Source organism: Aeromonas sp. PS2Canimalfood6, from assembly GCF_048276795.1.
GTDB classification, from domain to species: domain Bacteria; phylum Pseudomonadota; class Gammaproteobacteria; order Enterobacterales; family Aeromonadaceae; genus Aeromonas; species Aeromonas caviae.
Map to the genome: position 1 here is coordinate 23,785 of NZ_JBLUXC010000001.1, position 24,815 is coordinate 48,599.

22 protein-coding genes and 1 CRISPR repeat array (1 of these 23 running past the window's edge) are annotated in these 24,815 nt (G+C 60.6%); of the genes, 11 read left to right on the top strand and 11 right to left on the bottom strand.

Annotation, left to right across the window (positions count from 1 at the left end; translation table 11 throughout):
• A CRISPR array of direct repeats spans window positions 1–4,332; the repeat unit is 29 nt; unit sequence CTGTTCCCCGCGTCCGCGGGGATGAACCG; it begins 729 nt to the left of the window's first position.
• Window positions 4,333–4,720: 388 nt separating this feature from the next.
• The 7 genes from ACNPAA_RS00130 to ACNPAA_RS00160 all read right to left on the bottom strand — a co-directional run bounded on the left by ACNPAA_RS00130 (window position 4,721) and on the right by ACNPAA_RS00160 (window position 9,733).
• Window positions 4,721–5,278, bottom strand: coding sequence for a hypothetical protein (locus tag ACNPAA_RS00130; protein ID WP_119197172.1), 558 nt, complete (start codon window positions 5,276–5,278; stop codon window positions 4,721–4,723).
• Between the two features lie 144 nt (window positions 5,279–5,422).
• Entirely contained in the window at window positions 5,423–6,016 is a 594-nt protein-coding gene (locus tag ACNPAA_RS00135) for a YagK/YfjJ domain-containing protein (protein ID WP_081843988.1), read from the bottom strand.
• Window positions 6,017–6,173: 157 nt separating this feature from the next.
• The gene (locus ACNPAA_RS00140; RefSeq protein WP_081843989.1) at window positions 6,174–6,383 is read right to left on the bottom strand and encodes a helix-turn-helix transcriptional regulator; all 210 of its coding nucleotides are present in this window, start codon (window positions 6,381–6,383) and stop codon (window positions 6,174–6,176) included.
• A 15-nt stretch (window positions 6,384–6,398) separates the two neighbouring features.
• Window positions 6,399–6,614 (bottom strand): helix-turn-helix transcriptional regulator, encoded by a 216-nt coding sequence (locus ACNPAA_RS00145; protein WP_080990013.1) that lies wholly within the window; start codon window positions 6,612–6,614, stop codon window positions 6,399–6,401.
• Window positions 6,615–6,726: 112 nt separating this feature from the next.
• Window positions 6,727–7,401, bottom strand: a complete 675-nt coding sequence (locus ACNPAA_RS00150) for a hypothetical protein (protein ID WP_223931846.1) — start codon at window positions 7,399–7,401, stop codon at window positions 6,727–6,729.
• Window positions 7,402–7,412: 11 nt separating this feature from the next.
• Window positions 7,413–8,708: a tyrosine-type recombinase/integrase gene (locus ACNPAA_RS00155; protein ID WP_119197173.1), complete on the bottom strand. Its 1,296-nt coding sequence runs from the start codon at window positions 8,706–8,708 to the stop codon at window positions 7,413–7,415.
• Between the two features lie 161 nt (window positions 8,709–8,869).
• The gene (locus tag ACNPAA_RS00160) at window positions 8,870–9,733 is read right to left on the bottom strand and encodes a YicC/YloC family endoribonuclease (protein ID WP_010676104.1); all 864 of its coding nucleotides are present in this window, start codon (window positions 9,731–9,733) and stop codon (window positions 8,870–8,872) included.
• A gap of 146 nt (window positions 9,734–9,879) precedes the next feature.
• On the opposite strand from ACNPAA_RS00160, the gene rph reads away from it, so the two are divergent.
• From rph to ACNPAA_RS00205, 9 genes are all read left to right on the top strand, one after another.
• Complete coding sequence (rph, locus tag ACNPAA_RS00165; RefSeq protein WP_024945517.1) at window positions 9,880–10,596, top strand: ribonuclease PH; 717 nt, start codon at window positions 9,880–9,882, stop codon at window positions 10,594–10,596.
• Window positions 10,597–10,937: 341 nt separating this feature from the next.
• Window positions 10,938–11,591 (top strand): orotate phosphoribosyltransferase, encoded by a 654-nt coding sequence (gene pyrE / locus ACNPAA_RS00170; protein WP_010676102.1) that lies wholly within the window; start codon window positions 10,938–10,940, stop codon window positions 11,589–11,591.
• Between the two features lie 179 nt (window positions 11,592–11,770).
• Window positions 11,771–14,200: a heavy metal translocating P-type ATPase gene (locus ACNPAA_RS00175; protein ID WP_210538748.1), complete on the top strand. Its 2,430-nt coding sequence runs from the start codon at window positions 11,771–11,773 to the stop codon at window positions 14,198–14,200.
• Window positions 14,197–14,586, top strand: coding sequence for a Cu(I)-responsive transcriptional regulator (cueR, locus tag ACNPAA_RS00180; protein ID WP_161469584.1), 390 nt, complete (start codon window positions 14,197–14,199; stop codon window positions 14,584–14,586). Before ACNPAA_RS00175 ends, cueR begins: the two co-directional genes overlap by 4 nt.
• Window positions 14,587–14,739: 153 nt before the next feature.
• Window positions 14,740–15,894 carry a diguanylate cyclase gene (locus tag ACNPAA_RS00185; RefSeq protein WP_043153375.1) on the top strand — a complete coding sequence of 385 codons (1,155 nt, stop codon included), beginning with the start codon at window positions 14,740–14,742 and terminating at the stop codon, window positions 15,892–15,894.
• Window positions 15,895–15,924: 30 nt separating this feature from the next.
• Window positions 15,925–16,188, top strand: a complete 264-nt coding sequence (locus ACNPAA_RS00190; RefSeq protein ID WP_010676098.1) for a YihD family protein — start codon at window positions 15,925–15,927, stop codon at window positions 16,186–16,188.
• A gap of 197 nt (window positions 16,189–16,385) precedes the next feature.
• Window positions 16,386–17,834 carry a cytochrome c oxidase accessory protein CcoG gene (gene ccoG, locus ACNPAA_RS00195; RefSeq protein ID WP_103243923.1) on the top strand — a complete coding sequence of 483 codons (1,449 nt, stop codon included), beginning with the start codon at window positions 16,386–16,388 and terminating at the stop codon, window positions 17,832–17,834.
• A 74-nt stretch (window positions 17,835–17,908) separates the two neighbouring features.
• Window positions 17,909–18,898, top strand: a complete 990-nt coding sequence (locus ACNPAA_RS00200) for a serine/threonine protein kinase (RefSeq protein WP_039039688.1) — start codon at window positions 17,909–17,911, stop codon at window positions 18,896–18,898.
• 209 nt (window positions 18,899–19,107) lie between these two features.
• Entirely contained in the window at window positions 19,108–19,716 is a 609-nt protein-coding gene (locus ACNPAA_RS00205) for a thiol:disulfide interchange protein DsbA/DsbL (protein WP_010676095.1), read from the top strand.
• Window positions 19,717–19,790: 74 nt separating this feature from the next.
• Here ACNPAA_RS00205 and pncB read toward each other — a convergent pair whose 3' ends face one another.
• Both pncB and ACNPAA_RS00215 read right to left on the bottom strand, forming a co-directional pair.
• Window positions 19,791–20,969 (bottom strand): nicotinate phosphoribosyltransferase, encoded by a 1,179-nt coding sequence (gene pncB, locus ACNPAA_RS00210; protein ID WP_161469583.1) that lies wholly within the window; start codon window positions 20,967–20,969, stop codon window positions 19,791–19,793.
• 101 nt (window positions 20,970–21,070) lie between these two features.
• Window positions 21,071–21,706, bottom strand: a complete 636-nt coding sequence (locus tag ACNPAA_RS00215; RefSeq protein ID WP_161469582.1) for a nicotinamidase — start codon at window positions 21,704–21,706, stop codon at window positions 21,071–21,073.
• Between the two features lie 74 nt (window positions 21,707–21,780).
• Between ACNPAA_RS00215 and ACNPAA_RS00220 the strand changes: the two genes are divergently transcribed.
• Together ACNPAA_RS00220 and ACNPAA_RS00225 are read left to right on the top strand one after the other, a co-directional pair.
• Complete coding sequence (locus ACNPAA_RS00220; protein WP_029314880.1) at window positions 21,781–22,431, top strand: NUDIX hydrolase; 651 nt, start codon at window positions 21,781–21,783, stop codon at window positions 22,429–22,431.
• Window positions 22,432–22,507: 76 nt separating this feature from the next.
• A complete protein-coding gene (locus tag ACNPAA_RS00225) occupies window positions 22,508–22,993 on the top strand; it encodes a DUF523 domain-containing protein (RefSeq protein ID WP_417891488.1) in 486 nt (161 codons plus the stop codon).
• On the opposite strand, the gene ACNPAA_RS00230 is transcribed toward ACNPAA_RS00225, so the two are convergent.
• Together ACNPAA_RS00230 and ACNPAA_RS00235 are read right to left on the bottom strand one after the other, a co-directional pair.
• The gene (locus ACNPAA_RS00230) at window positions 22,939–23,895 is read right to left on the bottom strand and encodes an acyltransferase (RefSeq protein ID WP_417891489.1); all 957 of its coding nucleotides are present in this window, start codon (window positions 23,893–23,895) and stop codon (window positions 22,939–22,941) included. The two genes, ACNPAA_RS00225 and ACNPAA_RS00230, sit on opposite strands and share 55 nt — an antisense overlap.
• A gap of 7 nt (window positions 23,896–23,902) precedes the next feature.
• Window positions 23,903–24,802 carry an acyltransferase gene (locus tag ACNPAA_RS00235; RefSeq protein ID WP_171864748.1) on the bottom strand — a complete coding sequence of 300 codons (900 nt, stop codon included), beginning with the start codon at window positions 24,800–24,802 and terminating at the stop codon, window positions 23,903–23,905.
• Window positions 24,803–24,815 lie beyond the last annotated feature (13 nt).

A 24,815-nucleotide genomic window follows, 5' to 3' on the forward strand; every position in this document is an offset into this window, starting at 1 on the left:
ACCTGTTCCCCGCGTCCGCGGGGATGAACCGTCGGGGAACTTGGCCCAGGAGTCGAGCTGGCCCTGTTCCCCGCGTCCGCGGGGATGAACCGCGCCGCGCCCCCATCAATACCCTGTTTCAGGACTGTTCCCCGCGTCCGCGGGGATGAACCGATGTCCGACTCCAGCCCGTGGCGCTTGATGTTCTGTTCCCCGCGTCCGCGGGGATGAACCGGATGGATCCAGGGTGCCGAGCTTGGCGGAAATCTGTTCCCCGCGTCCGCGGGGATGAACCGGGGGAGGTCGCTCCCGTCCGTGAGTTCGAGCCTGTTCCCCGCGTCCGCGGGGATGAACCGCCATCAGTAAAACACTGCTCGCTGAGTGATGCCTGTTCCCCGCGTCCGCGGGGATGAACCGTCTCCGGCGTAGGCTATGGCATCCGCGTCATTCTGTTCCCCGCGTCCGCGGGGATGAACCGATCGCAGACGAGGTGATCATGCTGCCGAACTGCTGTTCCCCGCGTCCGCGGGGATGAACCGCGTATCCAGTCCGGCCGCTTCACGGCGACTTCCTGTTCCCCGCGTCCGCGGGGATGAACCGCCGGGGCCAGGAACGGCCTTCTGTTACGCCTGCCTGTTCCCCGCGTCCGCGGGGATGAACCGGCGTTGGCCTTCCCGGTGTATCAGTCGGTGGGCTGTTCCCCGCGTCCGCGGGGATGAACCGCTGGACCGCAGCCATCGCCACGCCCTGGGCGACTGTTCCCCGCGTCCGCGGGGATGAACCGATTGACCGCGTCCAGACCGTGGAGCGCCATATCTGTTCCCCGCGTCCGCGGGGATGAACCGTCGCTGCAGACCATCTATGATACCGTCAACACCTGTTCCCCGCGTCCGCGGGGATGAACCGGCGAACAGCGGGTCATCCGAGCAGGTGCGGTTCTGTTCCCCGCGTCCGCGGGGATGAACCGCCAACCGGGATCAGCCAGTTTGCTGCCGGGGCCTGTTCCCCGCGTCCGCGGGGATGAACCGCACCTTGAGCGCTTCCTTGATTGCCCATGGGGCTGTTCCCCGCGTCCGCGGGGATGAACCGCGGGCGTCGCGGTAGAGGTCGTCAGAGCTGATCTGTTCCCCGCGTCCGCGGGGATGAACCGCACGATCTCGGCATCCGGTACTACATCCGCTACTGTTCCCCGCGTCCGCGGGGATGAACCGTGGGTTCGCTCTCTGGTGATGGCGCTGCCGGTCCTGTTCCCCGCGTCCGCGGGGATGAACCGGATATGCGACATCGCGATTTGCTCGAGTTGATCTGTTCCCCGCGTCCGCGGGGATGAACCACCATCACCCGCCAGGACGGAGATCAGCACCGCCTGTTCCCCGCGTCCGCGGGGATGAACCGTGGCTGCTCGATGTGAGCAGCCCGGCGGTGGTCTGTTCCCCGCGTCCGCGGGGATGAACCGTACGTGGGCCCGGTAGCGGCGGGCCTTGGCGTCTGTTCCCCGCGTCCGCGGGGATGAACCGGCGGGCGAAATGCGCGGACTCAACATGGCCGACTGTTCCCCGCGTCCGCGGGGATGAACCGAACGTACGTTCGATTTTTGCCTTGCCACTCATCTGTTCCCCGCGTCCGCGGGGATGAACCGAACGTCAGCCGCGACGACCAGTTGGCCACCCACTGTTCCCCGCGTCCGCGGGGATGAACCGGTGAGTGCCAGCAGGCCATCATCAGCCACTTGCTGTTCCCCGCGTCCGCGGGGATGAACCGGTGGATCGCTGGAACACGAACCAGCCCAGGGTCTGTTCCCCGCGTCCGCGGGGATGAACCGTTCACTGATCGCGCAGAGGACCGCGGCGGCCCCTGTTCCCCGCGTCCGTGGGGATGAACCGTGGTGAACCGTGGCGAGCCGGTTGGCGCTGCCCTGTTCCCCGCGTCCGCGGGGATGAACCGTCGATGACGCCGATGGAAAGCGGGTATTGCCACTGTTCCCCGCGTCCGCGGGGATGAACCGCTCGATGGCGACCCTGTTGAACAGCGGGCGATCTGTTCCCCGCGTCCGCGGGGATGAACCGCAACCATCATCTGATGGAACAGTGAAAATCTCCTGTTCCCCGCGTCCGCGGGGATGAACCGAGCACAAACACTATCTGTTTCCACGGCGGTAACTGTTCCCCGCGTCCGCGGGGATGAACCGGCGGAGGGCGACGGATCAAACCTGGTGAACGTCTGTTCCCCGCGTCCGCGGGGATGAACCGATAGGGCTCGTATTTGATGTCGAGACACAGCACTGTTCCCCGCGTCCGCGGGGATGAACCGATGGCGACAGGCCGTGGAGCCCACTCACAGACCTGTTCCCCGCGTCCGCGGGGATGAACCGGCGGCCTTGATATCGTCAATTGCCTTGTTGATCTGTTCCCCGCGTCCGCGGGGATGAACCGCCGGTCATCGGGGAGGATGCAGGAGAGCACTACTGTTCCCCGCGTCCGCGGGGATGAACCGTCCAGGAACCCGTTGTACATAGCCAGGGTGGGCTGTTCCCCGCGTCCGCGGGGATGAACCGTAGGATTTCGGACGGCGCCAGGCATCGACCTTCTGTTCCCCGCGTCCGCGGGGATGAACCGAGTTCGAGGCGGCGGCTGCGATTGGGTGGGGGCTGTTCCCCGCGTCCGCGGGGATGAACCGCAATTGGCGGATGGCAGTCACTATGCCAAACACTGTTCCCCGCGTCCGCGGGGATGAACCGAAATCTCCTGACAGGATGGACGCTCTTGTTTGCTGTTCCCCGCGTCCGCGGGGATGAACCGCACGGGAGTCTGTATCGTGTGTTTGGGCTGCCCTGTTCCCCGCGTCCGCGGGGATGAACCGCGTGCGGTTCTGCGAGTTACCATATGCCCACGCTGTTCCCCGCGTCCGCGGGGATGAACCGCTGAGGCCCATCAAGAAGCGTTTGGATTAAAACTGTTCCCCGCGTCCGCGGGGATGAACCGCCTCGCGCTCTGGTAGCAACAGAATCTCTCTTCTGTTCCCCGCGTCCGCGGGGATGAACCGGATATCCGCCGCCGCTGGGCTGCCTGGTCACTCTGTTCCCCGCGTCCGCGGGGATGAACCGGCATGGACGTAACCCGCGCAAATCGCCGGATTCTGTTCCCCGCGTCCGCGGGGATGAACCGCGTGATTCCCTCGTGCTGGTGGCCCAGAACTGCTGTTCCCCGCGCCCGCGGGGATGAACCGGTATGGCTTGCTCCTCCAACCCTCCTCAAAGTCTGTTCCCCGCGCCCGCGGGGATGAACCGCCGCTAAGTTGGTTCCGCGAGAAGGCAAAGAGCTGTTCCCCGCGCCCGCGGGGATGAACCGGCCGTAGGGATTTCATCACCCTCGATGAACCCCTGTTCCCCGCGCCCGCGGGGATGAACCGTGGTCAGATGGCAAGGTGCGCCGGGTTTATTGCTGTTCCCCGCGCCCGCGGGGATGAACCGAACAGGCATTGGTCAGGGCGGATACCCCAGCGCCCGAGCGCGGCGGGTAACGGCTCTCAGCGCTGTTCCCCGCGCCCGCGGGGATGAACCGATGCTGCGGTGCAGTTTCAGGCGGGCACTGATCTGTTCCCCGCGCCCGCGGGGATGAACCGATGCTCAGGATCGGCGGGTTGAGAAATAAAGTCTGTTCCCCGCGCCCGCGGGGATGAACCGCAGGTTGCGGGGGAATACGCCATCGAGTTGAGCTGTTCCCCGCGCCCGCGGGGATGAACCGCGAGGCCTCTTTGTTGCTATGAGATTTTGACACTGTTCCCCGCGCCCGCGGGGATGAACCGGACGTGACGATGGCTGATGCAGCATCCCTAATCTGTTCCCCGCGCCCGCGGGGATGAACCGACGCCCGCCAAGAGGAGCTGGCGCGACGCCGTCTGTTCCCCGCGCCCGCGGGGATGAACCGCCGACCAGATTATCCGCAACGTGCAAATCGGCCTGTTCCCCGCGCCCGCGGGGATGAACCGCGCGATCTCAACGTGCCGGTGTACATCGAGGGCTGTTCCCCGCGCCCGCGGGGATGAACCGGCAACGCAGCCAGACCCCACGGGTGGCCCCAGCTGTTCCCCGCGCCTGCGGGGATGAACCGCGCGTCGAATGCTGGGGGTATAACGATGGAAACTGTTCCCCGCGCCCGCGGGGATGAACCGCCTGCTGTCGTGGCGGGTGAAGTCGCCGCCGCCTGTTCCCTGCGCTCGCGGGGATGAACTGTGGAACCAGACGTTCAGGTCCAGCATCAAGGTCTGTTCCCCGCGTCCGCGGGGATGAACCGGATGGAGTGGTGGCGAAGACGCGAATCCAGAACTGTTCCCCGCGTCCGCGGGGATGAACCGAATCTCTTCGGCATGGCATGCTCTCGATTACGTGCTAGTGTAATCGTTCTGGCTGTCATTGTTTGATCAGCAGCGAGAGCTGATAGCGGACATTTTCTAACAGAGCAGCTTTAATTTGGCGCGTCGGGTTTCGATTTTGGGTGTCATCTGATCGCGTGTGTAATCACCCGTAACGAGACAAGTGAATTTTTTGACGAGCATTGAGCGGCGGATTTACACGCCTGCGGCTTTCCCACTCAAATCACCATGATCATTACCAACCCTAGACAGGACGTGGCTTTGCTAGTCGCCAGCCTTCTAGGGATAGGTGATCAGGTAAGGCTTTTCTAATCAGATAAGGTGATCGGATCAGGCAACGCTGATCTGATCCGATGCACCTGATCACCTCTCAAATTTTCTCCAGATACCAGCCCCATGGTTCGTTTTGAGCACCTACTTGGCATGAGACGAACTGCCAGCCAAGGTGGTACAAGTCATTATTTAAACGCCGAAACACCATTCTGTGGTTTGAGCTGGGCACTCCCACGTAATCCGTCAATTGTTGACTGGTGACTCCGGGATAAGTCGCCACCGCCCAGATATGGGCACGATGAGGATGCCAGCACATTTTTATTATCAGGTGTTCCACGCAATCAATCGGCCGCAGATCTTCAAGGGCAAATCTTCTGGATAATTTATCCATAAGCCGACGGGAGCGTTGCCCGTTTTTCCTATTTATCTTAGTCACGATTTTTTGGTCGACTAAAGCAGAAGGGAATATCAACGGTTTAATAATTGTTTTCCTCTGCCGCTCTATTTGCCTTTCTAATTTCTTACGTCGCTGATAATAGTCATACTTCCACCATTCATCCTCTGTTATACGCTGGTATGCTTTCTCTCCATACATGAGGCGTAATTTTTCCTCAATCGCATATAACTCATCCGCCTCGTTCTGTTCATCACCCATTTAATCGTTCTCCAGTTTAATGGATAGTATAATGTCGCTGTACATCAAATTTTGCTGGTGGACCTCCATGCTCCTGCAACCGCAGTATCAAATTGTGTGACCCATCTTGATGGTATGGGCGATTACGGTGTTATCTTTTGGACGCTAGGTTGCCTCGTACCTGGTATAGATACCCCCGGTGGCATCAAAGCCATAGTCTCTGACCTTTTTCGGTCTGTTTCCTTTGGTTTCTGCCTTGGCGAGATAACTGAGCCGATAGACAAGCGCACAAAATCGCCCAATCTGATCACGATGGATATGATAGAAGGGCCTTGGGGGGAGGCAGAAATACCCATAGACCCAGATGCTTCTTGCAATCTTTTCGATTATCGATGGATGTTTGACAAACTGGCCGTCCACCAGCAGAACTGCGTGATAATGCTGAGCTTTGGCTTGATCCTGCTCACGAACCCAGATATAGCGGTAGTAAATATTCCCATACTGCTTGAGCAATTGGCGACGTAATTTTGCGAAGAATTCTCTGACACAAGAATTATTCTCCGTCCATTGCTTAAGGTGTAGCTCAATTCTGATTGCAATCAGTTTACTGCGCCTTTCAAAGAACTCCCTCAGAACTGTAAAGATGCTATCCATTATGTCTTTTCGGATCTGATATTTGGATATCACAGTCCAGAGCCGTCCTTGATAAAAATAGTTTGGAATAAGGGTTCTTTGATAACTATTATCAACAATTGGCATATTATTAATATCCTATCCAATTTGCCAACTTGTTCGGCCACGGAACCCTTATATCAAAAGGGGTGGCAGCGTAGCTGTCATCGCCGCGCAGTGGTAACAACGTGCTAAAAATGTCTCAAACTGTCACATTGGGCGGGGTTGGGGCTGGTTGGGACAGTTAGGATTGATTGTTCAGATACTTCATGACTTCATCCCTGTTCCACCCGATCGCTCTGCCATTTGGAGTCCGCAACGGCGGAGGCAGCTCACCTTCACTAACCCACCGATATACAGTTTGGCGGCTCCGCCCAAGCAGTGTACAGATCTCAGCCATTTTCATGATCGCTGTCGGTGCTGCTGGTACGCTAAAGTAGTCCAGAATGTTCATTTCACAGCTCCCCGCTTACTGGCGGTGAATCCAAAGGAGCAAGTCAGAAAGAAGCCAAGCACAGCTAGCTCCCAGCTTTTTGCGTTTGGGAAATGCCCCTTTTTGTTCAAGTACCCAGGCTTGGGTGCGGGAAATAGTTGTGATGGTTTTACGTTCATTTTCGCGAACCAAGCGATCTTGGTTATAGCCGTAGAGGCTGAGGATTTGCTGGCGCTCGATACTGTATGACATTGAATCCCTCCGAGTGGACATTGTTCCGGCAGATGTTGCCGGGTTCGGAGGGATTCTCAGGTGTTTATAGATGTTGGGGTATGCAGGTAGGGGGTACCTTACATTTGGATGGCTATTTTTTAGCCTTTTTACTTTTCAGTTTTAGGATGGTGCGATAAATGAACTCGAAATAATCCCGTTCCTTGGGAGCCCCAGAACCGGAGCCAACGGATTGATATCTAACAGGATCAGTTTCAATAAACGACAGAACGTCTTTCTGTATGCGAAGCGCATGAGACTTTGCTGTCTCTTTTGGGTTTTTACTTGTGTCATCCCAGTACAGCCGCTCAATCTCGTCATGAAGGGGAGCCAGCAAAGCCGCTTTTGCTTGACCCCCTTTTTTACCTTCCGCCTTGCGAGCTGACTGGTAGTTCTTGTGGGGTAAACCACTCGCGAGATTACGATCGCGTTCACCTAGTGTGATCAGATGCTTACTTAACCGCCGTAAGCCAAGTGCAGCCATACCTCTTGGAACATGCATATTCACAAACTGATAGACATCCTCCCCTTCCAATGAGCTTTTCCCGTCCATGCCCGCACTGTCTCGCATCATCAACGAAGCCGCAGCAGCGAAGTCCTTTGTGCCCAATATCTGCTCAAGTTGGCACTCAACGCCTTCAAGCCATTCCATGGCCGTTATGTATTTTGCGAGCCTTTCTCGGAGTTCTGGATACTCCTTCACGATCTGTCTGAGCTCTAAGATCAGGGAGTTGTGGCTCATAAATGCTGGATATGTGTTGGTAGACATAGATGACTATCTCAGGATGCTCTACTGATGAACGGGACTACATTGGGTTGGCTATCCACAATGGGAGCCAGTATGTCTGCCAGCTTTTCTAATGCCTCTCGTCGCTCGTCAAGGTAGTCGTGCCGGTTATAAATCCCCTCGACGCCTTTTAGTTTGTGATTCAGGCACCGCTCTGCGACATGGCTCGGAATGCCAATAGAAGCCAGCAAGCTACGGCAGGTACGACGCAAGTCGTGAATGGTGAAATGCTCTAAACCGGCTTCACCAAGCACATTGGCTAACGGCTGTTTCTTACTATCTACTTTTTGGCCAAAAAGCTTGGCAATGGCATGGTTCAAGGTGTCGTCGGAGATATAATCTCGCCGCTTGCTGGCCCGCCGTGATGGAAACACATAGGGTGATCCGCAGGCCCGTACTTTAAGTTCGGCAAACCATTCGAGGCTGGCTGCGCTTAGCGGGATAGTGATCGCGGTGGCAGTCTTACTTCGCTCGGCTGGAATGCACCACGTTCCCTCGTCAAAATCGAGCTCACTCCACATCGCCGCAATCAACTCACCTTTACGCACCCCTAGATGAACCAACAACGCGATTGCCAGGTAGTTTTCACGGACGAACTGGTCCCGGTGTTTGCGAAGAACAGTGAACAGTAAATCCAGCTCATCAAGACTAAGAATGCGCTTCCGGCTCTTTTCCTGCCCACCAGCATCCGACATGGTGAAAGCCTGGGCAGGGCTGTAGTCCAGTAGGTTCAGCTTGATCGCATGCTTGAAAAGCTGCTTGCAAACCATCAAGGCATCATTGGCAGTTGCATTGCGCCCGGAGTTGGCGACGGTATGGATGATGGCGCGAATATCGCGAGCATTAACGTCTTTCAATGCCAGTTTGCCAATGTGTGGGGCAATCTCTTTTTGGTAGAGGCGCTTGGGGATCTGCGGGTGCTTCAGCCGTCGGCTGACATCATGCTGATACCAGTCGAGAAACAGTTGCTCGACGGTTTTGATGGTTTCTTGTTGATCGCGTTTGCGCTCTGCTGATGGGTCTTTGCCATTTTCCACATCTGCGTTGAGGCGGGCGGCTTCACCGCGAGCTTGCGCGAGAGACAGGTGAGGATATGACCCTATCGTGAACCAGACCCGCTTCTTGGCGATATTGGTATAACGGAGTACCCATTTGCGGGTACCGCTGGGGAGTCTTCGAAGATACAGGCCATCGCCCACATTGATGTTATTGGTGGTGCCGAGTTTTCCCTCATTCTCATCCTCAGCATCCTGTTCTTTGATCTTCTTGGTAAGTTCACTTGCTCTCATGCGCAGTCCTTCAGCTAGTGGTATCACGTCGTATCGTGATACCAAACGTGATACCACTTTTATCGAACAATCCTGAACGATGCAAGACATGCAAAAACAACAAACCCCTGAAAATCAGGGGTTTGTGAGTCGCTTGAGACAGCGGTAAACGCCGAGAAACGTCATTCTATATTCTGGATCTGCTCGCGCATCTGCTCGATGAGCACCTTCAGCTCGACGGCGGACTGGGTCACCTCGGCGTTGATCGACTTTGAACCGAGGGTGTTCGACTCGCGGTTGAACTCCTGCATCATGAAGTCGAGGCGACGGCCGCAGGCGCCACCCTTCTTCATGATCTTGTTGGTTTCGCTGATGTGCATCTCCAGGCGATCCAGCTCTTCGGCCACGTCGATCTTCTGGGCCAGCAGCACGATCTCCTGCTCGATGCGGGCCGGGTCCAGCTCCACCTTGGCTTCGGCCAGCCGGTCGGTGAGCTTCTGGCGCTGCCACTCGATGATCTGCGGCAGGTGCTCACGCACCTTCTTCACTTCTACCTGGATGCCGGCCAGACGCTGTTCGATCAGCGCCTTGAGATTGGCCCCTTCGCTGGCGCGGGAGGCGAGGAAGTCTTCCATGGTCAGGTCGAAGCCGGCCATCAGCTCGGTGGCGACCACGTCCATGTCCTGCTCGGCGGCAGCCATGACCCCCGGCCAGCGCAGCACGTCCACCGGATTGAGCTGACCCTGGCCCGCCTCTTTCATCACCCAGTTGGCGCTCTCGATGATGAGTTTGGCCAGCTCTTCATTGATGTGCAGCTGGCTGGCGGCGGCCTGGGCGGCCTCGAAACGCAGGTTGCACTCCACCTTGCCGCGCTGCAGCTTGGCGCGGAAGCGCTCACGCAGAACCGGCTCCAGGCTGCGCAGTTGTTCCGGCAGGCGAATGTAGGTCTCCAGATAGCGCTGGTTGACCGAACGAATTTCCCAAACGGCTGTGCCCCAGTCGCCCTTGAGTTCCTTGCGGGCGTAGGCGGTCATGCTGTGAATCATTGATTGTTCCGGGCTTGATGAAGTGTGGGGCCAGTATACTCAGCCAGCCCTGCTCCGTCAGCCGACAGCGTGGTTTTAGCGGCTGATATTTGGGCTGGGATCACTTATACTCCTGCGCCAATTCAGCCAGCCCAGAGGTCCGTCCCATGTCACGTCCCAGCGATCGCACTGCCGCGCAGCTTCGTCCGGTCACCATTACCCGCCACTTCACCAAGCATGCTGAAGGGTCCGTGCTGGTGGAATTCGGCAACACCCGCGTGCTCTGCACCGCCAGCGTTGACACCAGCGTGCCTCGCTTCCTGAAAGGGAAGAACCAGGGCTGGGTGACTGCCGAATACGGCATGCTGCCGCGCTCCACCCACTCCCGGATGAACCGCGAAGCGGCCTCCGGCAAGCAGAGTGGCCGCACTCTGGAGATCTCCCGGCTGATCGCCCGCTCCCTGCGCGCCGCAGTAGACCTGACCGCGCTGGGTGAGCACTCCATTACCGTTGACTGCGACGTGCTGCAGGCCGACGGTGGCACCCGCACCGCCGCCATCACCGGTGCCTGCGTGGCGCTGGTGGATGCGCTGAACTGGATGGTCGAGAAAGGCATGCTCAAGCAGAGCCCGCTCAAGCAGATGATCGCTGCCGTCTCCGTCGGTATGTATGAAGGGGAAGCCATCTGCGATCTGGAGTACATCGAAGACTCCGCCGCCGAGACCGACATGAACGTGGTGATGACCGAAGATGGTCGCATCATCGAGGTGCAGGGTACCGCGGAGGCCGAACCCTTCACCCACGAGGAGCTGCTGGAGATGCTGGCGCTCGCCAAGGGCGGCATCGCCGACATCATTGCGCTGCAGAAGCAGTCACTTTCCTGATACCAGGACCTGTTGATGTTTCGGCACAAGTCGCGTTGCAGTGTCCAAGGATGCCAGGCTAGGCGCAGGATGCCGCCAATGGTTATTCCCTTGGCAAGTCCTGCAACAACGCATGGCATCCTTTGCCACGCAACCCGTAGGGACGGGTCTGTTTTTGTGCATAACGTCGTTATTCGATGCCTCGTTTGGATTACCAAACTTCGCATCTCATGCCTAGTTCTGCGCAAAAACCGACTCCGTCGCGGCTGTGACGAAGCGTCAACAGATCCTGCAAACGCGGCATTGACCGCGTTTTTTTATACCCCCACACAAGTAAACGACAAGCCAAGCAAGGAGCCAGAATGAAAGCCTACCAGCGTCAATTTATCGAGTTCGCCCTGGAGAAGCAGGTCCTCAAATTCGGTGAATTTACCCTGAAATCCGGTCGTAAAAGCCCCTACTTCTTCAACGCCGGTCTGTTCAACAGCGGCCGCGATCTGGCCCGTCTCGGCCGCTTCTATGCCGCCGCCCTGATGGATGCCGGCATTGAGTTCGACGTGCTGTTTGGCCCGGCCTACAAGGGGATCCCCATCGCCTCCGCCACCGCCGTGCAGCTGGTGGAGCAGCACGACGTGGACGTGCCCTGGTGCTTCAACCGCAAGGAGGCCAAGGATCATGGCGAGGGTGGCAATCTGGTGGGCAGCCCGCTCAAGGGGCGGATCATGCTGGTGGACGATGTCATCACTGCCGGCACCGCCATCCGCGAATCCATGGATCTGATCCAGGCCAACGGCGCCTCCCTGGCTGGCGTGCTGATCGCGCTGGACCGTCAGGAGAAGGGCAAGGGCGAGCTCTCCGCCATTCAGGAGGTGGAGCGTGACTACGGCGCTCACATCATCGCCATCATCCAGATGAGCGACTTGATCCAGTATCTGGAAGAGAAGCAGGCCGAACAGCCGGAGCTGGCGGCGCAACTGGCCGCCATGAAGGCTTACCGCGCCCAGTACGGTATCTGAGTCGCCGCGCATACCGCGCAATAGTTGAAGGCGGCGCCCGTTTGTTCTCTGGCAGCAAACGGGCGCCGTTTTTTCATCTGCAAAAAGTGGATCATGTGGCTTGAGCTTACCCTTACAGTAAAGGTTAGGGTTTGCCAGTCGGCGTTTTGTGGTGCCGACGGGTTCCTGGGAGGAACAACATGATCACTCATCTTCAATCACCCATTCATCTGCAGTTGCCGCTCAGCGGCATGAGCTGCGCCAATTGCGCCGGCCGCATCACGACCGCCCTCAACAAGCTCGATGGGGTATCGGCCACCGTCAACTTCGCACTGGAGCAAGCCGCCATCGAGCTGGCCAGCTCTGACCGTTTGCCGGCGGTGCTGGAGAGCATCAAGGCGCAGGGTTACGACTACGGCAGTGAGACCATATTGTTTCAAATCACCGGTATGACCTGTGCCGGTTGCTCGGCCCGCCTGCACAAGATGCTGGCGGCGCTGCCCGGCGTCATCTCCGCCGACGTCAACTTCTCCATCGAGCAGGCCCGGATTGTGCTGGTACCCGGGATGCAGACGCCCGCGGCCCTGCGCGAGCAGATCGAGGCCCTCGGCTTTGGCGCCCAACTGGCGCAAGGCTCGGCCAGCGGCCGCCGCCAGCAGTTGCTGGAGCGGGAAGCGCAGGAGGCCGCCAGCGCCCGTCAGGCGCAAACCCGGGTCATCGTCTCGGCTTTGCTTACCCTGCCGCTGCTGGCGGGGATGCTGGCCATGGCCGGGTTGTTCCCCTGGCATCTGCCCGCCTGGCTGGAGCTGCTGCTCGCCACCCCGGTGCAGTTCTGGATTGGGGCCCGCTTCTATCGCGGCGCCTGGCTCGCCATCAAGAACCGCTCCGCCAACATGGATGTGCTGGTGGCGACCGGTACCAGTGCGGCCTACTTCTACAGCCTCTATCTGCTGCTTAATCTGGGGGTGGCCGCCAGTGGCCAACTCTACTTCGAGGCGAGTGCCATCATCATTACCCTGATTTCCCTCGGAAAACTGCTGGAAGCGCGAGCCAGACGCAGCACCCAGTCCGCCATTCGCGAGTTGATGGCGCTGCGGCCGGAAACCGCCACCGTCTGGCGCGGCGAGCGCTGGCAGAGCGTCGCCATCGACGAGGTGCTGCGCGGCGACAGGCTGCGGGTGCTGGTGGGGGAACGGGTACCGGTGGACGGCAGAATCGTGAGCGGTGAGAGTGAGCTGGACGAGTCGATCCTCACCGGCGAGAGCCTGCCGGTGCCGCGCGGTGAGGGCGACAAGGTGCTGGGCGGTGCCATCAACCGCTCCGGCGTGCTGGAAATTGAAGCCACTACGGTGGGGGAGGACTCCAGCCTCAGCAAGATCATCGCCCTGGTGGAGAGTGCCCAGATGGGCAAGGCGCCGCTGCAACAGCTGGTGGACAAGGTCTCTGCCGTGTTCGTGCCGGTGGTGATGGCCATCGCCCTGTTCACCCTGCTGGTGTGGTACGCCATCAGTAACGACTTCGGTCAGGCGCTGCTGGCGGCGGTGGCCGTGCTGGTCATCGCCTGTCCCTGTGCGCTGGGGCTGGCGACGCCGGCGGCCATCGTCACCGGTACCGGGGTGGCGGCGCGCCACGGCATTCTGATCAAGGATGTCGATACCCTGCAAAAGGCCCACGCCATCAAGGCGCTCATCTTCGACAAGACCGGCACCTTGACCCAGGGCCGGCCGGTGCTGGCGAGCTGGAGCGGCAACGACGAGCAACTGCGCCTCGCTGCCGCTCTGCAGCAGGCGAGCGAACACCCGCTGGCGCTGGCCATGCGCGAGGCGGTCGACAAGGAGGCGATGCTGCCCCAGCCCGACGCGGTGGAGGTGCGGGTCGGTGCCGGTATTGTCGGTCAGGTGGCGGGCCATAGGGTCGCCATCGGCAATGGCTCTTTGCTGGCCCAGCTCGACATTGCAGTGCCACAACAGGGTGAACAAGCCGCCGACGGCGCGACCCGGGTCTGGGTGGCCATCGACGGTGTGGTGGCTGGCATTGCGGCGCTGGCCGATACCCTGCGCCCCGAGAGTCCGGATGCCATCGCCACCCTGCGTCAGCGCGGCATCGCCAGCTGGCTGGTGAGCGGTGATGCGCCGGCGCCGGTGGCCCATATCGCCGCCAAGCTGGGGCTGGACGGGGCCTTTGACTCCGTGCTGCCAGCCGGCAAGGTGGAAAAAGTCGAGGCGCTGCGGGCGCAAACCAGCGGGCTGGTCGCCATGGTGGGAGACGGGGTAAACGACGCCCCGGCGCTGGCGGCGGCGGATGTGGGTATCGCCATGGGCTCCGGCTCCGACGTGGCGATGGAGACCGCCTCCATCACTCTCATGCGATCCGACCCGCGGCTGGTGGCCGATGCCATCGACATCTCGGCGGCCACCTGGCGCACCATCCAGCAGAATCTGTTCTGGGCCTTCGTGTTCAACATCATCGGTATTCCGCTGGCGGCGCTGGGTTACCTCAGCCCCGAGCTGGCGGGGGCGGCCATGGCCCTGAGCAGCATCACCGTCTTGAGCAATTCCCTGTTATTGAAGCGCTGGCAGCCCCGGGCGGGCAGCCTGCGTGCATCTGAATCCCAAAGGAGTCATTCATGAACATCAGCAAGGTCGCCAAGGCCACCGGCCTGACCGCCAAGACCATCCGCTACTACGAGAGCATCGGCCTCATCTCGTCGCCAGTGCGCAGCGACAACGGGTATCGCAGTTATACGGATGCCTCCCTGCGGGAGCTGCGCTTCGTCAAGCGGGCGCGGGAGACCGGTTTCAATCTGGAGGAGTGTCAGGCGCTGCTGGCGCTCTATCGGGACGAGCACAGAACCAGTGCCCAGGTGAAGAAGCTGGCCCAGGAGAAAATCGTCGATCTGCGCTCCCGCATCGCCGGTTTGCAAGCCATGCTCAGCGCCCTCGAGGAGGTGGTGAGCTGCTGTCACGGAGATGCGAATCCCCAGTGCCCCATCCTCGACGAGCTGGAGAAAGGGTGAGGGAGGGCTGCGCCATTCGACCCTGCAGAAAAGGGTCTGTCGGGGCCTGTGCGAGAGAGGACGCGCTGAGTGGCAGCTTAATAGCGGTCGATTGATTGTTGAGCAGGAAAGGGGAGTGTTAAACTGTGCGGCTCTTGTACAGGGAGTACCCAGTTGACACAGAGTGTGAAATATCAGGTGCGGCGGGCCATCATGGTCCAGCTCTATACCCATGCCTCCTTCAGCCTGCCTTGCCTGGGGCTGCTGGCGATCAGCTGGAGCCTGCTGTTCCACGATTACCTGCCGGCCAGCGAGTCGCTGGGCTGGCTCGGTCTGGTCCTGCTGCTGTTGCTGGGGCGCTGGTGGCATTTGCGCTGGCGCCAGCCCAGGCTGGCGGAGCTTCCGCTGCCGGTGCTCGAGCGCGAGCTCTTTGTCGGGGTGACCATCACCTCCATCATCTGGGCACTGGGCGTGCTGCTCTATATGGACAAGCTGCCCGACACCTATCGTGCCGCCATGATGATGCTCTCCAGCCTGATCCTGACCGGCAGCGCCATCATGCTGTTCGGCAGCCGTCGTACCCTCTATGGGGCCGTGCTGCCCCTCGGGTTTGCCATGTTGTTCGAGCTCAGTGGCGGCAACACCCAGGAGCGTATCGTCTCCTGCATGCTGGCGGGGTACCTGTTCGTCTTTCTGCCGACCCTGCTGCGGCGCCTGCGGCGGGATCAGGTGGCCTCTCTCTACCACAGTTTTTCCAATGCGGACCTGGTGGCCGAGCTGAAGGCGGTCTCCGAGCACCTCAAGCTCACGTCCCGCCTCGACGGTCTGACCGGCATCGCCAACCGGGCCCATCTCGACGACTCCCTGGCGCGCGCCTGGCGTCGCTGCCACCGTGCCAGGGCGCCTCTCTCTCTGGTGCTGGTGGATGTGGACTACTTCAAGCAGTTCAATGATCACTATGGTCATCAGGTGGGGGACCAGTGCCTGCAACAGGTGGCGAGCCTGCTGGCCGAAGTGCTGCGGCGGGAAGACGATCTCGCTGCCCGTTACGGCGGAGAGGAGTTCGCCCTGCTGCTGCCTTGCACCACCTTGCAGGGGGCCATGCAGATCGCCGAGCAGGTGCGTACCTCGTTGCGAGCCCTCGGCATTCCCCACCACAAATCCCGGGTCTCGGGGCGGGTCAGTTGCAGCTTCGGGGTGGCGACCCTGGTGCCGGATCAGCATCACTCCATTGCCGAGCTTATCCAGAAAGCGGATGCGGCGCTCTATCAGGCCAAGCATAATGGCCGGGATCGTATCGAAGTAGCCTTGATGGGTAAGGTTGCCTGAGTTTCACAAGACAGATTAAAGAGGTCGTCTATGCAATGTCATCGTATCGAAGAGCTGCTGGAACTGCTGCAGCCTGCCTGGATCAAGGAGCAGGATCTCAGCCTGGTGCAGTTTGTTGCCAAACTGGCCGAGGAGGCGGGATTTGACGGTCCGCTGTCCGCACTGACCGACGACATGCTGATCTACCACCTCAAGATGCGGGAATCCGACAAGCAGGCGATGATCCCGGGGCTGGCCAAGGATCACGTGCCCGACTTCAAGGAAGCCCTGCTCAAGGCCCGCGGCATCAAGTAATCCGGGCGTCATATCGCCATCAGAGAAAGGTTTCAAGAGAATCTGTGAAAAGGCGCATAGTCAACTGGCTATGCGCCTTTTTTGTTGCCTGAAATTGCGACGGGACTCGAACTATAGATACATTTAACCCACACAATTAGCAGGTTGTTTAAGATATAATCGCTTTCATAACAATATGAGTGGAGCGATGTGTTGCAATGGCCGACAAGGACAAGATCGACATCAAGGATGTGACCGGTGACGTCACCGGGACTTTCAATCCCAACACCTTCAAGGCGGGAGATGACAGGTTCAACCCCGGCAACCGCATCTATGTCCGCTCCCAGACCGGCTACTGGCAGCGGGTGCGCAAGGCCATGGGCTGGTTCTTCGTCGCGCTCTTTGTCCTCCTGCCCTGGCTGCGTTATGACGGCCGTCAGGCGGTGCTGTTCGATCTGGAGCACCAGCAGTTCCATATCTTCGGTGCCACCATCTGGCCGCAGGATCTCACCCTGCTGGCCTGGGTCTTCATGATCGCGGCCTTCGCCCTCTTCTTTGTGACCACCTTCCTGGGCCGGGTCTGGTGCGGCTACCTCTGTCCCCAGACGGTGTGGACCTTCCTGTTCATCTGGTTCGAGGAGAAGCTGGAAGGGGCCGCCAACAAGCGTCGCAAGCTGGATGCGGCGCCCTGGAGCGGCGAGAAGCTGGCCCGTAAGGGCGCCAAGCACCTGGCCTGGATCCTGCTGTCGCTGGGCACGGGGCTGACCTTCGTCGCCTACTTCCAGGATGTCTTCCACCTGGTACCCGATTTCTTCACCCTGCAGGCGGGAGGCTGGGTCATCTTCTGGGTGCTGTTCTTTGCCGCCTGCACCTATGGCAACGCCGGCTGGATGCGCGCCATCATGTGTATCCACATGTGCCCCTATGCCCGCTTCCAGTCCGCCATGTTCGACAAGGACACCTACATCGTCGGCTATGACAGCCAGCGTGGCGAGACCCGCGGCGCCCGTGGTCGCAAGACCGATCCCAAGGCCCTGGGGCTGGGGGACTGCATCGACTGCGACCTCTGCGTGCAGGTCTGCCCGACCGGTATCGACATCCGTGACGGTCTGCAGTACGAGTGCATCAACTGCGGCGCCTGTGTCGACGCCTGCGATCAGACCATGGAGCGGATGGGGTATCCGAAAGGGCTCATCAGTTACACCACCGAGCACAAGCTGGCCCACAGTGAAACCCAGGTGGCGCGGCCCAAGCTGATTGGCTATGGCCTGGTGATGGTCGTCATGCTGGGGGTCTTCGTCTATAACGCCATGTCCATCATGCCCATGGGGCTCGATATCCTGCGGGATCGCAACCAGCTGTTCCGGGAAAACAGTGAAGGGCTCATCGAGAACACCTATACCCTGAAGATCCTCAACAAGACCCTGAACTCCCAGACCTACCGGCTGGACGTGGAAGGGCTGCCGGAGTACCAGTGGTTCGGACCCCGCGAGGTGACACTGAAGGCGGGCGAGATCTATACCCTGCCGGTGAGCCTGGCGGTGGATCCCTTCAACCTGAAGCGGCCCACTCTGGACGTCCAGTTCGTGCTCAAGCGGGAAGGCGCGGCGCCGGACGACAGCAAGGGGACGTTGCGCCAACCGAGCAAGTTTATCAGCAGGTTGTGATGGCAAGGCGCACCGCCATGCACGGCAACGGCAGACAGTGGTGATAGAATGGGGCGCAACAGCGCCCCTTTTCTATGGTGGATGACATGCGTTTCAACTATTCCGACCTCAATCCCGATCTCATCATGGATGCCATCGATCTCAGCGGCTTGCGCATCGACTCCGGCCTTATCGAGCTCAACAGTTACGAGAACCGCGTCTATCAGTTCCAGGATGAGGATCGCCGTCGCTACGTGGTGAAGTTCTACCGCCCCGGTCGCTGGAGCCGGGCCCAGATCCTGGAAGAGCACGCGTTTGCCGCTCGCCTCTGTGAAGCTGAGATCCCGGTCGCCGCTCCCATTGCCTTTGCCGGCGAGACCCTGCTGGAGCATCAGGGCTACCCGTTTGCCATCTGGCAGAGCGTCGGGGGGCGTCAGTTCGAGGTGGACAACCTGGACCAGCTGGAGTGGGTGGGGCGTTACCTCGGTCGCATCCACAGCGTCGGTGCCAGCCATGCCTTTCATCACCGGGTTCCGCTGGATGTGGAGAGCATGCTGCACGAGCCGCGTCAGTTGCTGGCGGCAGGCGAGTGGTTGCCGAGCGGGCTGGCCAAGTCCTTCTTCGGGGTGCTGGACGAGCTGATCCGGCACGTATGCGACGCCATGACCCTGGATGTGGCACGCATCTCCCTGCATGGGGACTGCCACCCGGGCAACATCCTGTGGCGTGACGGCCCCCTGTTTGTCGATCTCGACGATTGCCGCACCGGCCCCGCCATCCAGGATCTCTGGATGATGCTGAACGGGGAGCGTCATGAGCAGCAGATCCAGCTCGATACCCTGCTGGCGGGGTATGAGGAGTTCATGGAGTTCGACCCGCGGGAGCTGGCGCTCATCGAGCCGCTGCGTGCCATGCGCATCGTCCACTACATGGCCTGGCTGGCAAGACGCTGGGAAGATCCCGCCTTCCCCCGCCACTTCTCCTGGTTCAACACCGAACACTACTGGCGCCAGCAGATTGCGACCCTGCATGATCAGCTCGAGGCATTGAAGGCCCCGCCGCTCAGCCTGATGCCGCAGTGGTAGGGGCGCGAACCCGGCAGATCGCCACGCCACGGGGCGTCCGTTGGTGGTGTCGCCCGTACCATTGCCACAGCGGCAAGGTGCCCGTGGGAGGCGGGATGGCGGTCCCGCCTGTCTGCCTTTGCCATTGACGGCACGAGGGTGAGGCAATAGGCTTGGACTGCTTCGGTTCGCCGGGCGTGCCTCACAGTGATCCCTTAACAGGAAACGTCATGAAAAAAGTACTATTTTTCCTCGCTGCCATGCTGATGATCCCCATGGTTCACGCCGCCCCGCAATTCAAGGAAGGTGTCAACTATGATGTGGTCAGCCAGACCGGCAGCGCCCAGCCGGAAGTGATGGAGTTCTTCTCCTATTTCTGCCCGCACTGCGCCAAGTTCGAGCCGATTGCCGAGGATCTGAAGAAGAGCCTGCCGGAAGGCGTGCCGATGAAGAAGAACCCGGTGGCCTTCCTGGGCCGTGAAATGGGCCCCGAGATGCAGCGTGCCTACGCCGTCGCCAATCTGCTGAACGTGGAAGGCAAGCTGACCCCGGCCATCTTCGACAAGATCCACACCCAGCGCCAGATCCCCCAGAGCCGCGCCGACGTGAAGCAGGTCTTCGTGGACAATGGCGTGCCGGCCGAGGAGTTCGACGGTGCCGTCGACAGCTTCGCCGTCTCCGGCATGGTCTCCCAGTTCGATCGCAACACCGAGAGCTACAATGTGCGCGGTGTGCCGGCCTTCCTGGTCAACGGCAAATACATGGTGAAGATTGAATCCATCACTTCCCAGGAGCAGTTCAACCAGCTGGTGAAATTCCTGCTGGCCAAGAAGGACTGATAATTCCTGAGTCGATAAAAAAGCCCGCCGGTGCAAACCGGCGGGCTTTTTGTTTGGCGTCTCGCGGGCCTGACTCAGACCCCGACGTGGAAGGCCTGCTTGAGGTTGCGAATGAAGTCCGCATCCCGGCAGAGGGTCTTGCCCGGGCTGTCGGAGATCTTGGCGACCGGGCCGCCGTTGCACTCCATCAGCTTGAACACGATGTTCATTGGGTTGACGCCGGGCAGATCGCAGGTGAGCTTGGTGCCGATGCCGAAGCTGGTGTTGATGCGGCCGCGGAAGTGGCGCAGCAGCTCGACGGCCTTGTCGAGGTTGAGCCCGTCGGAGAAGACCAGCGTCTTCTCGGCAGGGTCGATGCCGAGCCGCTGATAGTGGCTGATGGCCTTCTCGCCCCACACCACGGGATCACCGGAGTCGTGGCGCAGCCCCTGGTAGCGGCTTGCCAGCTCGAAGTCGAAGTCACGCAGGAAAGCATCCATGGTGATGCAGTCGGTGAGCGCGATACCGAGGTGGTTGGTGAATTCGTCCAGCCAGCTGGTGAGGGCGGCACGCTGGCTGAGCTCCAGCGGGAAGCCGAGCTGCTGGTGGGCCTGGAACCACTCGTGGGCCTGGGTGCCCACCGCGGGCAACCGGTACTTCTGGGCCAGCAGGTAGTTGCTGGTGCCGCGAAACGCCGGCAGTCGTTCTTTGAGGCGACCCACCACGGCGTCTTGTACCGCGAGGGAGAAGCGGCGACGGGTGCCGAAGTCGATGAGGTTGAACTCGCTCATCTCCTCCCGGCTCAGCTCCCGCTCCAGCTTGTCGATCTTCTGATCGAGCCGCTCCAGTGCCTGTCTGACGCCGAACTGGGGATAGCGGAAGCGGTTGCGCATCTCGCTGATGATGGCGAGTACCGGAATCTCCCACAGGATCACGTCCTGCCAGGGGCCTTCGACCCGCACATTGATGCGGCCATCCTGCTCGAACACCTTGAGCAGGGAGGCGTCCAGCGGCTTGCGGCGCAGGTGGTCCAGGTAGTCGGGCGTGAAGAAGGGGCGTTCGGCCAGGAAGTCGAGTTCGGACCGGGTCAGGCGCAGGGAGCCAGCGAGGCGCAGTTGCTCCTCGATCTGGCCCATCATGGGCAGCAGATCTTCTTCGTTGCGGCTGTGGAACTCGGCGATGACGTTGGCATCCGGATAGCGATGGAACACCGCCTGCTGCATGTGCAGCTTGTAGGCATCGGTGTCGAGCAGGCTGTGGAGGATGGGAGGCATATCAGGCTCCTGTGATGAGTGCTGCGCGGGCAACGCACTCTGGCTGCATCTGTGACGGGTGGGCGCCGGTGTCGGGTGGGCAGTGGAAAATGGAAGGCATATCAGGCATCCAGCAGGCGTTGAATGTCGGCCAGGGTCTGGGCCAGCTCGGCGCCGGCCTCGATCATCCGGGTGCGGGCCTGGTCGATTGTCTCGGGGGCGATGCCGCGGCAGGCGTCGAGGTGGACGATGACCCGGAAACCGGCGCGACGCAGTTGCAGCACGCTGGTCTTGACGCAGTAGTCGGTGGCGAGGCCGCCGACCAGCACGGTAGTGACGCCGCGGGCGTGCAGGAACTCGATGAGCCCGGTGCTGCGCCGCTCCGCCAGGTCGTGATAGCAGGCGCCATAGGGATGCAGGTCCGGCTCGACCCCCTTCCAGACGAAGAAGTCGTAGTCGATGGGGGCGGGCAGGCCGTCGAGCAGCTCGAACCCAGGTGTGCCGGGCACGCAGTGGGCCGGCCAGGTGAGATCGGCATTCGCCAGAGCAAGGGGTTGCAACATGGCGCCGGGTTCGGTCACCACCCAGGGGGCGTTCGCGGGGTGGGCATCCTTGCTGCCGGTTCGCAGGGTGGCGAGGGCAGCCTGGGCATTGAGCGCCGCTACTATGGTATCCCCGCCAGCGACGGGCAGCTCGTTCGGGCAGAGGGGGGTGAATCCCTTCTGCGCATCAATATCCAGGCTGGCGATGATTCCCATGGATGGCTCCTTCACATAATATTCTTGTGATATTATCTACCAAACATTATTAGAAGGCGAGCAGGTCGACCAGGATGCCGAGAATGAGTCTGGATATGGTGGTGCTGCGGTTGCGCGAGGAGCGGCTCGAGCTGCTTCTCGAGACCCGGGATCGCCCCCCCTTTGCCCACTGTTGGCAGTTGCCGGCCCTGCGCATCGACGAGACCCGGGATCGGGATCTGGACGCGGCTCGCCATCGCCTTCTGGCAGAGTGGGGGCTGGAGCACTGCTACAGCGAGCAGGTCTGTACCCTCGGCAACCTGGAGCGGGATCCCCGCGGCTGGTCCACCACCCTCGTCTATCTCTGTCTGGCGGATCCCGATGGGGGGGCGGTGCGCGGTCGCTGGCATCCTCTGGACGATCTGCCCGGCCTGCAACTCGCCTTCGATCACGGCAAGCTGGTCGCCATGGGGCTGGAGCGGCTGCGCATCAAGAGCCGTTACAGCACCCTGCCGCTGCATCTGCTGGGGGCAGAATTCACCCTCTCCGAGGTGCAACGGGCGTTCGAGATCGTCCTGCAGACCCCCATGAACACGGCCGCATTTCGCAAGCGGCTCCACCGTGCCGACATCCTGGTGGACACAGGGCGCAAGCGGACCGGCAAGCAACGTCCCGCCATCCTCTATCGGCTGGAGACCCCCTGTTGCGTCATGTTCGATCAGGTGATGCACGGTGCGGAAGCATAAGCCGATGTCTGCGAAAGCCGGATTGTCACCCCATAGCGGGTCTGGTGCACTGGCACCTCACACAGGAAGTCAAAGCATGGGAGAGACGGGAATGCACAAGGTGCTGGTGAGCGCCTGTCTGCTGGGGCAGCCGGTGCGTTACGACGGCCAGAGCAAGGGGATTGTCAGCGACTGGCTGCAGGCGCTGGGAGCCGAGGGGCGGGCACTGGCCTTCTGCCCCGAAGTGGCGGGTGGCCTGCCGACGCCACGCCCCCCTGCCGAGCGCCAGGGGGAGCAGGTGGTTACCGAAAGCGGGCTGGATGTGACTGCCGAGTTCGACCGGGGCGCCGCCCTTGCGCTGGCCCTCTGTCAGCAGCAGGACATTCGCTTCGCCCTTCTGAAGGAGGGGAGCCCCTCCTGCGGCAGCGGCCGCATCTACAATGGCCGCTTCGAAGGGGTTTCACTGGCGGGAGAGGGCAAGACCACGGCTTTGCTGCGCCGCCATGGCATCGCGGTGTTCAGCGAGGATCAGCTGCCCGAGCTGGCCTCGGCGCTCGCCTTGGCTGCCTGCGGATCGGTCTGAGCCGCCGCATCGGCCGCCTGCCACTGCGCCAGCACGTCGTCTTTTTCCTTCCAGCGTGCGTTCAGCCACTCCTGGAAACCGCGTTTAAACTGCTTGTCGTTGAAGTAATCCCCCACCAGTTGCTCGTCCACCGGCAGCTCCTCGATCCGCACCCGGATGCGCTTCATCTTCCCCATCAGGAAATCCTTGAAGGGGGTGTCGGGGTTGTCCGGGTAGCTGATGGTGACGTTGATCAGGCTGTCGAACTGATCGCCCATGGCTGCCAGGGTGAAGGCGAGCCCGGCCGCCTTGGGCGGCATCAGGTGGCGATAGCGGGAGCGGGCGGCCTCGCGCTTCTGATCGGTGAAGCGGGTCCCCTCCACGAAGTTGATGACGGTGGTGGGTATGTGGCGAAACTTCTCGCAGGCGTTGCGGGTGGTCTCGATATCCTTGCCCCGCAGATGCGGATTTCTTAGCAGAAACTCTCTCGAATAGCGGCGCATAAAGGGCATGTCCAGCCCCCAGCAGGCGAGCCCCAGCAGCGGGATGTAGATGAGCTCGTGCTTCATGAAGAACTTGGGCACCGGCAGCCGGTCGCGGAAGAGATGGCCGAGCACCACGATATCGGTCCAGCTCATGTGGTTGCTGATGATGAGATACCAGCCATCCTTGCGCAGCCGGGTATTGTCCTCGATCTGCCAGTCGATGCGGGTAGTGAGGCGGATCACCAGGGCGTTGCAACCGAGCCACAGGCCCATGAAGCGATTGTTGAGCCGGCTGCAGGCGCGACCAAAGGCCGGCACGGGCAGCAGCAGTTTGGCCAGAGAAACCAGCAGGATCAGGCTGGCACACAGGGCGGTAAACAGTATGGTCAGGCCGGCGCTGATGAACAGCACCAGGGGGCCCGGGAGCAGGTTTGGCATGAGTGTCTTACTGCGTCTTGTCCGCCAGCAGCTTATCCAGGGTCTGGTCCTTCTCGTGCCAGATCCCGTTCAACCACTGTTGAAACTCTTGTTGGAACTCGGGGTCATTGAAGTAATCCCCCACCAGATTGCGTTCGATCGGCAGAAAGCGGACCCGAACCTTGATCTCCTTGACCCGACCGCACATGAAGTCCCAGTAGCTGGGGACGCCGCCGGGATAGGCGATGGTCACATCCACCAGCTTGTGCAGTTGATCCCCCATGGCCGCCAGGGTGAAGGCGATGCCCCCTGCTCTCGGGTGCAGCAGATGACGATAGGGTGCCCCTTGCTTGTCGTGCTTGCCGACGGTGAAGCGGGTCCCTTCCACGAAGTTCATCACGCTCACCGGCATATGGCGGAACTTGGCACAGGCCTGGCGCGTGGTCTCTATGTCTTTTCCCTTCAGATGCGGCTTCTTTTCCAGCAACTTGCGCGAATATCGCCGCATGAAGGGGAAATCCAGCGCCCACCAGGCCAGGCCGAGAAAAGGTACCCAAATCAGTTCTTTCTTGAGGAAAAACTTCAGGAAGGGGATTTTTTGATTAAAAATCCGCTGCAGTACCAGTATGTCGACCCAGGATTGATGGTTGGCAATCACCATATACCACTCATTCCGGCGCCCTTTGTCCACTCCGACCACATCGAAAGGGGTGTTGATGATGGTTTTCTGGATCAGATTGTTAAAACCTATCCAGTGGGTGGCACAGCCGTCCAGGAGGGTGTTGCAGAGACGTCGCGCCCCCTGGAAGGGCTGCAGCAGCTTGATGAGGCCAAGCAGCAGGACGGGGACAAACCAGAACAGGGTGTTGATGAAATATAGCAGGGTCGAGAGGCTGCCGCGCAGTCGCTCTATCAGCTTGTTGGGCATGGTGGAATCCGTC

Excerpts from the sequence above, each read along its gene's own strand:
- ACNPAA_RS00150 (WP_223931846.1), bottom strand. The coding sequence starts at position 7,401 with ATGTCTACCAACACATATCCAGCATTTATGAGCCACAACTCCCTGATC.
- ACNPAA_RS00155 (WP_119197173.1), bottom strand. The coding sequence starts at position 8,708 with ATGAGAGCAAGTGAACTTACCAAGAAGATCAAAGAACAGGATGCTGAG.
- ACNPAA_RS00235 (WP_171864748.1), bottom strand. The coding sequence starts at position 24,802 with ATGCCCAACAAGCTGATAGAGCGACTGCGCGGCAGCCTCTCGACCCTG.
- ACNPAA_RS00200 (WP_039039688.1), top strand. The coding sequence starts at position 17,909 with ATGGTGGATGACATGCGTTTCAACTATTCCGACCTCAATCCCGATCTC.
- pyrE (WP_010676102.1), top strand. The coding sequence starts at position 10,938 with ATGAAAGCCTACCAGCGTCAATTTATCGAGTTCGCCCTGGAGAAGCAG.
- ACNPAA_RS00145 (WP_080990013.1), bottom strand. The coding sequence starts at position 6,614 with ATGTCATACAGTATCGAGCGCCAGCAAATCCTCAGCCTCTACGGCTAT.
- ACNPAA_RS00190 (WP_010676098.1), top strand. The coding sequence starts at position 15,925 with ATGCAATGTCATCGTATCGAAGAGCTGCTGGAACTGCTGCAGCCTGCC.
- ACNPAA_RS00160 (WP_010676104.1), bottom strand. The coding sequence starts at position 9,733 with ATGATTCACAGCATGACCGCCTACGCCCGCAAGGAACTCAAGGGCGAC.
- rph (WP_024945517.1), top strand. The coding sequence starts at position 9,880 with ATGTCACGTCCCAGCGATCGCACTGCCGCGCAGCTTCGTCCGGTCACC.
- ACNPAA_RS00230 (WP_417891489.1), bottom strand. The coding sequence starts at position 23,895 with ATGCCAAACCTGCTCCCGGGCCCCCTGGTGCTGTTCATCAGCGCCGGC.
- ACNPAA_RS00130 (WP_119197172.1), bottom strand. The coding sequence starts at position 5,278 with ATGGGTGATGAACAGAACGAGGCGGATGAGTTATATGCGATTGAGGAA.
- ACNPAA_RS00140 (WP_081843989.1), bottom strand. The coding sequence starts at position 6,383 with ATGAACATTCTGGACTACTTTAGCGTACCAGCAGCACCGACAGCGATC.
- ACNPAA_RS00205 (WP_010676095.1), top strand. The coding sequence starts at position 19,108 with ATGAAAAAAGTACTATTTTTCCTCGCTGCCATGCTGATGATCCCCATG.
- ACNPAA_RS00135 (WP_081843988.1), bottom strand. The coding sequence starts at position 6,016 with ATGCCAATTGTTGATAATAGTTATCAAAGAACCCTTATTCCAAACTAT.
- cueR (WP_161469584.1), top strand. The coding sequence starts at position 14,197 with ATGAACATCAGCAAGGTCGCCAAGGCCACCGGCCTGACCGCCAAGACC.
- ACNPAA_RS00225 (WP_417891488.1), top strand. The coding sequence starts at position 22,508 with ATGGGAGAGACGGGAATGCACAAGGTGCTGGTGAGCGCCTGTCTGCTG.
- ACNPAA_RS00220 (WP_029314880.1), top strand. The coding sequence starts at position 21,781 with ATGCCGAGAATGAGTCTGGATATGGTGGTGCTGCGGTTGCGCGAGGAG.
- ACNPAA_RS00215 (WP_161469582.1), bottom strand. The coding sequence starts at position 21,706 with ATGGGAATCATCGCCAGCCTGGATATTGATGCGCAGAAGGGATTCACC.
- pncB (WP_161469583.1), bottom strand. The coding sequence starts at position 20,969 with ATGCCTCCCATCCTCCACAGCCTGCTCGACACCGATGCCTACAAGCTG.
- ACNPAA_RS00175 (WP_210538748.1), top strand. The coding sequence starts at position 11,771 with ATGATCACTCATCTTCAATCACCCATTCATCTGCAGTTGCCGCTCAGC.
- ccoG (WP_103243923.1), top strand. The coding sequence starts at position 16,386 with ATGGCCGACAAGGACAAGATCGACATCAAGGATGTGACCGGTGACGTC.